Origin of the sequence: Clostridium tepidiprofundi DSM 19306, from assembly GCF_001594005.1 — a bacterium.
Lineage (GTDB): Bacteria > Bacillota > Clostridia > Clostridiales > Clostridiaceae > Clostridium_AC > Clostridium_AC tepidiprofundi.
This window is the reverse complement of record NZ_LTBA01000021.1, coordinates 1-13,140: the sequence shown is the minus strand read 5'-3', so window position 1 is coordinate 13,140 and position 13,140 is coordinate 1. Positions and strand designations below refer to the sequence as shown.

At 29.2% G+C, this 13,140-nt stretch carries 11 protein-coding genes; 2 read left to right on the top strand and 9 right to left on the bottom strand.

Features of this window, described 5'->3' with window-relative positions; genetic code table 11:
* Positions 1–68 precede the first annotated feature (68 nt).
* From nadC to CLTEP_RS08845, 6 genes are all read right to left on the bottom strand, one after another.
* Positions 69–905, bottom strand: coding sequence for a carboxylating nicotinate-nucleotide diphosphorylase (nadC, locus tag CLTEP_RS08870; protein WP_066825642.1), 837 nt, complete (start codon positions 903–905; stop codon positions 69–71).
* Positions 886–2,181: an L-aspartate oxidase gene (locus CLTEP_RS08865; protein ID WP_066825640.1), complete on the bottom strand. Its 1,296-nt coding sequence runs from the start codon at positions 2,179–2,181 to the stop codon at positions 886–888. The genes nadC and CLTEP_RS08865 overlap by 20 nt, the downstream gene beginning before the upstream one ends.
* Positions 2,182–2,223: 42 nt before the next feature.
* Complete coding sequence (gene nadA / locus CLTEP_RS08860) at positions 2,224–3,132, bottom strand: quinolinate synthase NadA (protein WP_066825637.1); 909 nt, start codon at positions 3,130–3,132, stop codon at positions 2,224–2,226.
* Positions 3,133–3,282: 150 nt separating this feature from the next.
* The gene (locus CLTEP_RS08855) at positions 3,283–4,221 is read right to left on the bottom strand and encodes a CPBP family intramembrane glutamic endopeptidase (protein ID WP_066825634.1); all 939 of its coding nucleotides are present in this window, start codon (positions 4,219–4,221) and stop codon (positions 3,283–3,285) included.
* The gene (locus CLTEP_RS08850) at positions 4,218–4,970 is read right to left on the bottom strand and encodes a glucosaminidase domain-containing protein (RefSeq protein WP_066825631.1); all 753 of its coding nucleotides are present in this window, start codon (positions 4,968–4,970) and stop codon (positions 4,218–4,220) included. The genes CLTEP_RS08855 and CLTEP_RS08850 overlap by 4 nt, the downstream gene beginning before the upstream one ends.
* A gap of 75 nt (positions 4,971–5,045) precedes the next feature.
* Positions 5,046–7,670, bottom strand: a complete 2,625-nt coding sequence (locus CLTEP_RS08845; RefSeq protein WP_066825628.1) for a DUF5050 domain-containing protein — start codon at positions 7,668–7,670, stop codon at positions 5,046–5,048.
* A gap of 224 nt (positions 7,671–7,894) precedes the next feature.
* On the opposite strand from CLTEP_RS08845, the gene CLTEP_RS08840 reads away from it, so the two are divergent.
* Complete coding sequence (locus tag CLTEP_RS08840; protein ID WP_066825626.1) at positions 7,895–8,425, top strand: hypothetical protein; 531 nt, start codon at positions 7,895–7,897, stop codon at positions 8,423–8,425.
* A 158-nt stretch (positions 8,426–8,583) separates the two neighbouring features.
* Complete coding sequence (locus CLTEP_RS08835; RefSeq protein WP_066825623.1) at positions 8,584–9,165, top strand: anti-sigma-I factor RsgI family protein; 582 nt, start codon at positions 8,584–8,586, stop codon at positions 9,163–9,165.
* Between the two features lie 38 nt (positions 9,166–9,203).
* On the opposite strand, the gene CLTEP_RS08830 is transcribed toward CLTEP_RS08835, so the two are convergent.
* The 3 genes from CLTEP_RS08830 to CLTEP_RS08820 all read right to left on the bottom strand — a co-directional run bounded on the left by CLTEP_RS08830 (position 9,204) and on the right by CLTEP_RS08820 (position 12,926).
* A complete protein-coding gene (locus CLTEP_RS08830) occupies positions 9,204–11,066 on the bottom strand; it encodes an N-acetylglucosaminidase (RefSeq protein ID WP_066825620.1) in 1,863 nt (620 codons plus the stop codon).
* Positions 11,067–11,270: 204 nt separating this feature from the next.
* Positions 11,271–12,023 (bottom strand): 2,3-diphosphoglycerate-dependent phosphoglycerate mutase, encoded by a 753-nt coding sequence (gpmA, locus tag CLTEP_RS08825; RefSeq protein ID WP_066825617.1) that lies wholly within the window; start codon positions 12,021–12,023, stop codon positions 11,271–11,273.
* A 234-nt stretch (positions 12,024–12,257) separates the two neighbouring features.
* On the bottom strand, positions 12,258–12,926 hold the full coding sequence (locus CLTEP_RS08820) for an alpha/beta hydrolase (protein ID WP_278319541.1): 669 nt from the start codon (positions 12,924–12,926) through the stop codon (positions 12,258–12,260).
* Positions 12,927–13,140 lie beyond the last annotated feature (214 nt).

Genomic DNA, 13,140 nt, shown 5'->3' with positions numbered 1-13,140 from the left:
CACATAATCAACAAAAAGATTAGAAAGTCTGCACTAGCCAGTTTGTTATTTTCTTTCAAATGTCTAACTTATAACAACTTTAAATTTTTCATACTTATGTCTAATGATTTATAAGAATGTGTAAGCTTACCAACAGATATAAAATCAACCCCTGTTTCAGCTATACCTTTTATAGTTTCAAGGCTAACATTTCCAGAAGCCTCAACAAGCGCTCTTCCATTAATTATACTTACAGCTTCTTTCATAGTATTATTGTCCATATTATCCAGCATTATTATATCTGCACCTGCTTCTAATGCTTCTATAACTTGTTCAATACTTTCAACCTCTACTTCAATCTTTCTAACAAAAGAAACATTATTTCTTGCAAGAGCAATCGCCTGTTTAATCCCTCCTGCAGCTGCAATATGGTTATCTTTAATAAGAACACCATCTGATAAATTAAATCTATGATTACATCCTCCACCAACTTTAACTGCATATTTTTCGAATATTCTTAAATTTGGTGTTGTCTTTCTTGTATCCAAAACTCTAGCTTTTGTTCCTTTGACCTCATTTACGTATTGTCTTGTTACAGTAGCAATTCCACTCATTCTTTGAAGTAAATTTAATGCTAATCTTTCTCCCGTCAATACATTACGAGTATTTCCCTTTATTTTACCTATAACTTGTGATTTTTCCACTTTATCACCATCATTGACGTAAAACTCAACATCAACTTTTCCGAGAAGAATAAAAACTCTTCTGAAAACTTCAAGTCCTGCAATAACTCCATTTTCCTTTACTATTATATCTACTGAACATATACTGTCATCACTAATAATAGTATCTGTTGTAATATCTCCATATAAGTTATCTTCTTTAAGGCCTCTTAACAGAATATCATCAACAACCAACCAATTCATTTTTCATATCTCCTCTAGCTTTAATAATTTCTTCTACTATAATGTGCTTATTATACTTATCACAATCTTGCACCATTTTTATATTTATTTTCCCTTTAGCACAATCAATATCATCTATACTCCTATTAATGCACTCAGCTGCTCTGTTAGAAAATACAAGTCCTTCTAGCAACGAATTACTTGCAAGCCTATTACTTCCATGAACCCCAGTGCAGCTAACTTCTCCACATGCAAACAAATTGTTCATCGAAGTCTTTGAATCAGTATCAACCTTTATTCCACCCATAAAATAATGTTGTGCCGGTGTTACTGGAATTTTATCCTTCGTAATATCTATTCCTCTCTTCTTACACTCATTATATATAAGTGGAAACCTATTTATAATAAAATCTTTTGGCTTATGAGTTATATCAAGAAAAACATATTCTGAATTTGTTCTTCTTTCTTCCTCTAGAATTGCTTTTGCTACAACATCTCTAGGAAGAAGTTCATCTACAAATCTATCTCCTTCATTATTTAAGAGATAAGCACCCTCACCTCTTAAAGATTCAGTAATCAAAAATCTCTTATCCTTTGAATTTCCTTCGTACAAAGCAGTAGGATGAAATTGGATATAATCCATATGTACAACTTCAACATCATTTTTAATTGCTATAGAAATTCCATCACCAGTCAAAGTTCTTTGATTAGTAGAATTTTTAAATAATCCGCCTATTCCTCCACTTGCAAGTATAGTTATTTTAGAATTTATCTGTACAATTTCATTATCTATTCTGACAATTCCTCCGCAACACTTGTTATCCGATGTAATCAAATCCAGCAAACATGCATTTTCAATTATATTTATATTTTTCTTAGATTTTACATTATCAAGTAAAACCTCAAAAACCTTTTGACCAGTTTTGTCTGAACAATGAACTATCCTATTAACCCTGTGTGCCCCTTCTCTTGTATAATCAAAATTTTCTCCGTCCATATCAAACTTGACACCCAAGGAAACAAGCTTGTTAATGTTTTCTATGGATTCTTCCACCAAAACCTTAACCGCCTCAATATCATTCTTATAAGTACCAGCCTTTAAAGTATCTTCAATGTAAATATCATAGTCATCTTCATTTCTAGCCGTTGATATACCACCTTGAGCTAAATATGTATTACATTCTTCGACATTTGACTTAGTTATCATCACTATTTTTAAATCTTCTCTTAGATTTAAAGCACTATACATTCCAGCTATTCCTGTACCTACTATTAGAACATCTGCTTCCATTTCCAAAGTTATTAACTCCCTCCATTAATAATTACTCCACTTAAGTCATTATTTGTTTAATCTATGCATGTTATTTAGTGCTTTATATGCTTCTTTTTGAACTTCTTCATCAACAAATATTTCATTTTTTAAATCCCTGAGACATACGTAAACATCTTCTAGTGTCATAATCTTCATGCTAGGACAAGCCATATCTAAAGTAAAAAATTTCTTATTAGGATTCTCCTCTTTAAGTTTATATAATATACCTATATCTGTCACTACTAAAAATTTATCAGTTTTTTGAGATGACACATACTTTATCATTCCACCTGTGCTACCTATAAAATCTGCTAAATCCCTAACTTCTTTTCTGCACTCAGGGTGAACTAATACTTTTACATCATTTCCGTATTTTTCTTTAGCAGCTAAAACCTGTTCTTTAGTAACCCTATCATGAATATGGCAACATCCATCCCAAAGTATAACCTTTTTATAAGGCAACTGTTCCTGAACATAAGAACCCAAATTCCTATCAGGTACAAAAATAATCTCATCACTCTCAATATTCTTAACTATATTCAACGCACTAGATGATGTACAGCAAACATCCGAAACCGCCTTAACTTCACTTGAAGAATTTACATAACATACTACTTTAGCCTTTGGATGTTCCTCTTTTATCTTTTCTATACTGTCTTTTTTGGCCATTAATGCCATACCACATAATGCCTTTTCAGAAGGGAGAAAAACTCTCTTATTTGGCGAAAGAATTTTGGCACTCTCTGCCATAAATTTAACACCGCAAAAAACTATTATATCAGCATTGCTCTCTCTTCCAACTTTACTCAAAAAGTATGAATCTCCAACATAATCAGCAATCTCTTGAAGTTCATCATTAACATAATAATGAGCCAAAATTATAGCATTTCTTTCTTCTTTTAGCTTTAATATCTCATCTTTTATGTTTATACTCATTTTTTCACTTCTTTCTAAAATATATATTTAAAAGTAACAAAATTGCCCTATTCATCAAATCATGATAAAAGAAAAGGCGTGTACATACTTCCGTACATACACCTTAAACATAATATAACACCATATTGATTTTTTATCAATAATCAATTTCTATTTAATTAAATTTCTGAAATTACGTTTATTTATTAACATTATCAAAATAACTATACCTGTTAATAATACTATACTACATACAAGTCCTCCTTCTACACCAAATGGTCCTCCGGTAATAATATCATTACCTTTAATCGGATCTAAGTCAATCAATATTCCTCCTGCCGGAATAATGCCACTTACTTCAAAACCAAATATATTTCCCTGTGCCCAATTCCAAGCACTATGAACAGCACATATTCCCCAAAGTCCCCCTTCCCAAACTACATAAAACGCTGCAAATATACCAAATAAAATCAAATTTATCATTGGCAAAACACCTATATTGCTATTAGCTAAATGTAATGCTCCAAAAATAATTGAAGATACAAATATTCCAAAAATAGCATTATGTCTTGCACCTATTACAGGCATAAGCCATCCTCTAACCATAACTTCTTCTGATGCACCTTGCACTATCCAACCAATAAGTACAATGAATATACCACTTAGCGCATTTAATCCTTTTACTGATGAATTTGAATTATCTATAGTTACTAAATTAAATATTCCAAATATACCTGCACATATGCTCAACATTAAAAATCCTATAACAAAACCTCTTATATATTTTCTAATGAAATTGTCCTTTTCAAAACCCATTGTGCATATTGGTCTTCTCTCAACAAATTTAACCCATCCGAAAAAAGCTAAAATACTAAATCCACAGGGTATCAATAACATTCTTATAGTAAAATCCAAAGCCCTTCCATTCGCCCCTCTAAACATAAAAAATTTTCTAACAACTAATCCTGGAAAAACCGAAAGTGCTTCTCCTACAAACATTATTCCCAAAAAAAGTATTATAGCAACAAAAACATTCGGCAAAAATCTACTTTGTTTTGCTTGTAAAAATACTCTACTGTCTTGAACCAATTCTCTAAAATTTCTTTTCATATACTTCCCCCTCTAAAATGTTTTACAGAAACATATTTATTCAATTCATCAAATATCATTTTAACACCCTTGCTCCAATTCTTATCTTCAGCATATTTTTTATTAATCCACTCCAAAAGCTCCACATCATCAGGTTTATCCTTAGACAAATTAATTATCGTTTTAGCTGCAATTATAGTTGAATCGTATATATTTGTATTATATTCTTGCCAACTACTGAATACATTAAAAGGATTGTTTGCAATTTTATTTGCAAATTTATTGCTTTTTGGTACAAATCCTTGTTCCTGACCTGCAATAGCAAATAAAAGCAAAGGATTAATGTTAAATTGTTTTGAAACACAAATTATAGTTGAAAAGTAAGGTTCTTCTGCTAATTTTGAATCTCTCTTTTCTAAAAACTTTAATAGTTTCTCCTCATTTACATAATGGTAATTGAAATTTTCTGGAAACCAGGGATGTTTTCTCATATTAACATTAACAGATATATATCCTTCATAATATTCCTCATATTCGCTTTGTTTTGGAATATATGTCGCTTTTTTCACTGCATTACATTTCACAACATAATTGTCACTCTTATAGTCTTCATTTTCAAAAATTAATAATGATATCAGAAATGTACTCATAAATATAAAAACAGACATGTAAAGAAGTGATTTTTTTGAAATCTTTAAGCACTTCTTAAATTTTGAAATATATACTTTTAATGTTTGAATGATAGAACTAAAACCATCAAAAATTCTCATAATTTTATTCCTCTTTGATACTAAAATGAATTGCTCTAAAAAGCTATTCTAGAACAATTCATTTTAAGCTAAATATTATTTTGAATTCTTTTCTTTTTCAACTAATTGTCGCTCAGCACCATTTTTCCTTATCTTGTAGCATTCATTTCCATCGCCTCTTACATAATAGATCCAGTCACCATTAACTTGAAGATTTTTTGACCATTCCTCGTTTAACATTATATTCCCTATTCCGTCTTTTCTAACTTTGAATAAATATCCTCCATGAGAATAATTGCTATAATATACATAATCATTATCCGTATCTATATACAAAGAAGTAGCATTAGTCAGTTTCACCTTGTTAGTTCCGTCAATTTTTATCTTATACAACTTCTTACCATCTAACTCATCACTATAATAAAACCACCCATCGTCAATAATAGCAAAACGCATATGATGCATATATTGATATTTATCGCTTATTGCTTCCGGATATTTACCCCTATCCCAGCTATGATTTTTCACAAGTTCATCATCAGACATATTAAAATACGAATAACTTACACTATCTTCATCATTAATAGAGTCATCCCATGTAATATCAACATGATAATAGTTGCCATCAATCTTTACAAGACACCAAGCATGTTCTTCATACGTTTTACCAAATACTAGTTTGCATTCTATATCCACCATATTCAGAAGAAACTTCATAGATTCAGCATATCCTTGACAAACTGCTGTACCATCAACTAACGCTCCATACGCATTATATGAATCTTTGGTAACAGTTCCTTTCAAATAATTCTCATAATCATACTTTACATTTCTGATAATATAATTGTGAATAGCTATTTCCTTTTCCAAATCTGACATATCAGGCGTAATGATTTCTGAAACAATGCTCTGTGCTTTTTCATACAACACCTTTGATTTTGAATCATTTATTATAAGCTCATAGCCCTTCTCCACAGCTATATACAGCTCTTGAATATTATTCACTATAGTATAATATTCTGTTTTTTCATCATCTTTCTTGGAATCTTTATTATCTTCGTTATTTTTATTATCTATATTGTCTTTGGTATCTGTGTCATCTTCATTTTCTGTGTTATCAGTATTACCTTTGTTGTCTTTGTTTCCTGTACTATCCTTGCTCCCTGTATCATCTTTGTTTCCTGCGTTGTTTGTGTTATCTTTGTTATTTTGGGCATTTTCTTTAGATTCACTACTAGTATCATCTGATTTGTCTTTATCACTACTTGTAGTATTATCATCCGAATTATGTATATCTTTATCTTCGTTACTATGTTCATCATCATTGTTTATAACTTTTATTGGTTGTAACTTCCACGCATCATACAACAATCTACTAGAATCATTCTTCACTTCATACCAATGCTGTGAATTTGTAGATATAACCCATAAATCAAGCATATAATTTCCAGCTTTTTTAGGTATCCATTCTACTTCATTCTTATACTCTCCCTTATCTACATACCACTTCCTTGATTTAATATCGTAAATATGCAATTTGTATTTATAATTTGTTTCTTTATCATCCGATAATCCTTCTATACCATTAATTATTATCTTTTCTCCAACAGAATAGGTATGCTTTTTAATGTTCATACCATTCTCAATATTTATTAATTTATTATGTTTTGTAGATTTCACCACATTAACATTGCACACATAATAATTATCATATACATTATATGATTTTTCTTTTCTGACTAAAATCCAAAGCTTATATGTTCCTTCTTTTAAGTTTCTTGGCATATCAACCTGAAATGGTTCATCAGAATCAACAAGGTAGCTATATCCATTAGTAATATCAAATGCATGATTATCATCTTTCAGCCAAGCCCTGTACTGAACCTTCTCAGCATATTTTGATGTTATATAAAATTTGTTATTTCCACTCGTAAAAATAGGATAGTGTTCAAACCCCACAAAATTTATTTCGGGTTTTCTTTTTACTGTTATTTCCTTTACTTTCCATCCGTCATATACTTTAGCATTAGGATTTTTATTAACTTTTTCCCAATTATTCGAAGTATCTGAAATCACCCACAAATCCAATATATACTTCCCTTCATGTTTAGGAACCCATACAATATTATTTCTGTATTCTTTACTATCTACAATCCATTTATCCTCCTTAATATCATATACATGAAGTTTATATTTATACTGAATTTTTTTATTTTTGCTCCCTTCAATACCAAATATTTTAATTCCATCTCCAACTTGAAAAGAGTCTCTTTGAATATTCATATTACCATCTAAACTTGGTAATGCATTATTTTTTTCAATACAATTCAAATTAGAAATATGCTCGTAATCATACTCAGATGTAGAATGTTCTTTTCTTATCCATATTTTAAGTTTATAGATACCTACATCAAAATTTCCATCTAATACAATCTTATAAGGTTCATAAGAATTCATAAATTTGGTATATCCATTAGTCAATTCTTTAATTTTTTGATCTAAATTATTCAATAAAAAAACTCTATATTGGACTCTATCGGCTCCCTTAGAACTTATATAAAAAACCCTCTTATCTCCTTTAAGTAAGGGATAATGATCGACTCCACCCATAACAATTCTTACGTTACACTCTGCAGTTTCCACAGAATATAAATTCATGGAAATAACCAATCCTAAAAGCACACCAAGAAACATAAATATTTTCTTGATATTGAATTTCATGGAATTACCACCTTACACTTATACTTATAATCAAATTAGTATATATTAAGCTTAAACTTAAATTAAATTACTTAAATATAGACTAATATATAAACTGACATATAGACTGACATATAGATTATACACCATTTTCAAGAAAAAATCTAAAATTATTTATATATATATTATATAAAAATACAAATTGGTTAAAATATATGATAAATACAATATTATGGAGTGAAATTATGAGGATTATTATTCGTAAATTTATATTACTAATACTGACATTCGTTATTATAACCTTTTCATGTGTAATTTTATTTAAATTGTACAAATCAGCATGTGCAATCGATAAAAGTAACTGGACATGCTACTGCGATAAAGAATTCAATTTTAATATTATCCACCAAAAAAGTTATCCTATAGCCAAAAATTCATTATTCAACAATTATATAATTAAACAATTCATAATTCCTATTGCTTCTCCAGGAATACTGAATAGTAAATATACCTGTTGCTATATAAACATACTAAAAAAAGACAATTTCAAGAGTTATCTTAAAATCAATAAATTTACTGTACTTAAAAGAAGCAAAAATTTATATGGAGAAAATTATTTTTATGCTGCATCATCTCTTAGCTATAACTCGTATTTTTTTCAATACAATGATTACATTTTTGAATTAAAAGAACCTGTAATTGGTTTCGCTTTTGAAGATAGTAAGATTCATGAAATGACTAAAAATATATTAATGCAATCATTTAAAAGAAATTAGGCATCTTCGAAAAAATAACAAGTCAAATATGCAACATGCATTTGATTTATTATTCTCCTTCAAATATTTTCTTTCAAATGCCTTAATATTAATTTCTATGCTATAATATAATTATGTATTTAAAAAATAACTAAATTCAAATTTGCTAGGTGATTAAAATGATTGTACGTGGAAAAGTGTTGAATTTTGATGAAAATAAGGTATACGTTGTAACTGAAAATAATGAATTTATAATTTTAAAACGCAATGAAAACACGCCTAAAAAAAATGAAATATATTCAAGTGAAATTTACCAAGAATCTAAAACTACCATCAATAGAATTGTAAAATTCTTATTTGTTCTTATCTGCATTGCATCTATTATAACATCATATGCTCTCTACACCTATTATTCTCCAAAGCTTACCGTTGTATGCAAAATGAATGTGGTTGTCACATTAAAAATAAATTATAAAAATAAAATCATTGGTGTTGAAGGCATTAATTCAAAGGGTAAAAAAGTTATTGCAGATTTAAAGCTAAAGCATAAGCTTATAAATGATGGATTGATATCCCTCTTTGATAAATGCATAAAACTAAATTATCTGAATGATAAATTTATTAAAAGCAATAAGAAAATCATTCTTTATATAAGCAATAATTACGATAATTATAACTTAGATTTATCTGCTTTTAAAAAATATGCAAATAAGCTTAACTATACTGTTTTAATAAATAATAATGGTAGTGGTGAAATATAATCCATCATTTATCCACTACCATTATTTGTATATAATATTCAATTATCTTTTTTAAACACTGGAATTTCAAAAATTAAAAATGCCCTTTTAGATTTATCCAACAATTCCTTTAAATACTTTATTTGTTTATAAGCCCATCTAACATCTGTCGCATACTCATGAGTAATATCATTAGGACTCCATCTTATTTTATATAAAGTATCTTGTTTTAATTTTTTATTATTAATATAATTCTTTGCAATATAGGTTTGTCCACCTATGATTGCCTTTTCTGGAGTAAACCAACCTTGTTTGTATGCATATTCTGAAGCATATTTTATTGGATTGCTATCATATGCCTTAATACCATACATATTGTATGTAACTCTAGGTTTTACAGGTTTGCCATCTACAGATGATACCAAAACTCCTTTTGCTAATTTCGATTTTCCACCACCTGTTTCCAAAATAGCATGTGCTATTAAATATGCAGGATTAACATTATTCTTTTTAGCTGCCTCTAAAAACGCTGCTCCTTTTCCTTCAAGTACACCTTGTCCTTCTAAAAACATATTCAAATCATCTACTGTAAGCCCTGCAACATAATTCAATTTAAGAAATTGATATTTACCATATTCATCATTTATAAAATTTTTAGGATTAATATAATACTCAACTAATGTTCTATTAGCTTTTCTAAATCCTCCATTAACCCATTGCTCACCCCAGCCTCTTTGTCCCTGCTTTTCAATGAACTCATTTAATGTCATATCATATTTAACATAACGAATTTCTTCATTACGCACTTTAATATGCACAAACACCTTAGCATCATAACGTGCAGACGTAACCTCAGACGTTTTATTTTCTTTTGTATCTGTATCATTTTCAGTTTCTTTATATGATTTAATCCAAACCTCAAGAATATATTCACCAGCTTCCTGTGGCGTCCATGAAGGTTTGTCCATATAATTTGTTAAACCTCTTATATCTTTAATGTTAGATAAGTTATATGCTTGGAGTTTGTATTTATAATTACCACTCATTCCACTAATATTGTCCATACCTCTAATAGTAATCGTATCCCCTATTCTAATGGAATATCCATCCTCTATACTCTTGTAATTATTCCCTAATAACTTAACTCCTCCATCAATAGAAATCAAATTCTTGCTAGCCTTATTGCATCTAAATTCTAAATCATACAGATTATCATAATAAACTTTTGTTTTAGAATCATACTTATTTCCTTTTACATCAGCTCTCTTTATATATGCCTTTAATTTATATACTCCTGGTTTTAATCCATCTTTATATTTTACATAAAAAGGCATCTTTCCATTTATAGGAACCGAATACCCCCCTGTAATGCTTTTGTATGTGTTCCTTTGTACATCATAAATAAATACATTATATCTTACATCCCTATTAGTTTTGGCATTCATATATACACCAAAAGAATGTCCTTCTATTATAGGTAAATGATCTATTTTGCAAAAATCAACTACTGGTAAATCTTCAATCGTAAAAACAAATCTAATATTATTTGGCATTCTATATCCTCTAGAAGACAATACATTTTTCGTTACTTCTAAAGTATATGTCCCTCCAATGTCATATCCATCTTTAGGTGGCTCCACTATTATTTCACTATCTTTGCTTCCTAAATGAACATTAACATTAATTTTACGTTTAAGAGAATCTCTAACTAAAACATTATCATTATTTACAGTAGAACCATCCAGCTTACTGCTCATTTTTATTGTCCAAACTTTATTGTAATTCACATTCTTGATGGTAGAAAACAATTTATAGTCTGTTCCATCAGCAAAAACACATTTTGGCATAAGTATTAATGCCAATACAGTAAATAATGAACATACCAGCATATTTATATTTAATTTATTACTGTTATACCTCATACTATTCCCCCAACCCTACCAATATTTACTCTTCAATCGCCAATTATCAATTATGAAGCTATCTCAATCTTCATTATAGCTGCTAAATCACACCACAACCAACAATTACCGGTTCAAGAAAAACTATGACGATAACTGTACATTTTTCTTTAATCACTATACATTAATTATTACATATAACAAAGCTGATTACAAGTTATAAACTCATCTCACTTGCTCGCCTTTAGTGATGTTTAGTGGAATATCATTATGCGTTAATATATCCTCTTCCCCTAAAAAATAATGCTTAATTGCCTTAAGATTATCATCTAGCTCATATACTATGGGTATCCCTGTTGGAATATTCAGATTCACAATTCCATTATCAGGAATATCATCTAGATATTTTACAAGAGCCCTCAGTGTATTTCCGTGTGCAGATATAATAACTTTCTTACCTGATTTTATAGTGGGTGCAATAGATTTATACCAAAATTCTAAAACCCTTTTTTCAGTATCATCGAGATTTTCTGTAAGAGGAATATCTGATACATCTAAATTTTTGTATTTCGGTTCAAATCCTGGATACCTTTTATCATCTCTATTTAATGCTGGAGGTCTTACCTTTACATACCTTCTCCACTTATAAACCTGTTCTTTTCCATACTTTTCAGCAGTCTTTTCCTTGTTCAACCCTTGAAGTGCACCATAATGCCTTTCATTTAATCTCCATGTTTTATAAACAGGTATCCAATCTAAATTCATTTCATGTAGTGTTATCCACAATGTTCTTATAGCTCTCTTTAAAAGTGAAGTAAAAGCCACATCAAATGTGTACCCATATTTATTCAATATTTCACCTGCATGTCTTGCTTCTCTTATACCTTCCTCTGTTAAATCGACATCAGTCCATCCTGTAAATCTATTTTGTTTATTCCATTCACTTTCACCATGCCTCAATAATACTAATTTATTCATACAATCTACCCCATTTTTATCAATGTATAATAAGCTATGCTCATCTAATTGTGAACTTTATATTCTCCATTATAAAATTTTTCCATATATAAGGTTGGAAACTTCACATTAAATACAACACACGATTATTCTGCACAATATTAAGCTTTCTCATACATTTTAAAAACTTGTTAAACAGTTGAAGAAAATAATACTTCAAATTATACTAACATACTGACTAATTATAACCTAACTCTAAACAGATTTACCCAAATTAGCTTCTACCTCATTTATAAATTCAAAAACAACTTCTTCATATTTTTGCTTGTCCACTTCGATTGAACAAGCATGTGCAGCACCATCTGCTAAATAAATTCTTTTCATTCCTTTTTTTACTTCATACATTTTTTCACTCATGTAAGTAGGCACAAATTTATCGTTTTTACCATGAATAAATAATACAGGTATTTCATTATACTTTATTGAATTAATAGGACTCACATCTTTAAAGCTAAATCTTGCTCTTCTTTTTGATTTTAATTCTACAAATTTTAACATAGGAAAAGCTGGTAATTTAATATCTTCCTTAATCCTAAATTTCATAAGTTCATTCATATCTGAATATGCACAATCTGCAATAATAAAATCCACATATTTATTTATATCAGCATATTGAAGTACAGTAGCTGCTCCCATTGACTCCCCATGCAGTCCAATAATGCCATCCTCTCCATTTCTATTAACGACCCAATTAACCCACAAATCCAAATCATATTTTTCATAATATCCATATGTTGAATATTTACCTTCACTTGCCCCATGTCTTCTTTGGTTATACATTAGAACATTCCATCCTCTGTCTAAAAACATTCTCATATATTTAATAGATGTAGGTATTCCAACCGTTATTCCATGAACAATAATAATGGTTTTATTAAGTTTTGGATCTCCTTTTATGTAAATCCCCTCAAGCCAATGTCATAAACTTAAGATTGAATAAAATGGAAAATTAAATAATAAATATTCAGAAAATAAGATTTTAAATAAAATTCCTTTATAATCAATATTGCATCATTAAGTATTGACGGAGGAATTTTATTATGGCTAAAATTAATAATTTTAAAGAAGGAATTAAAGC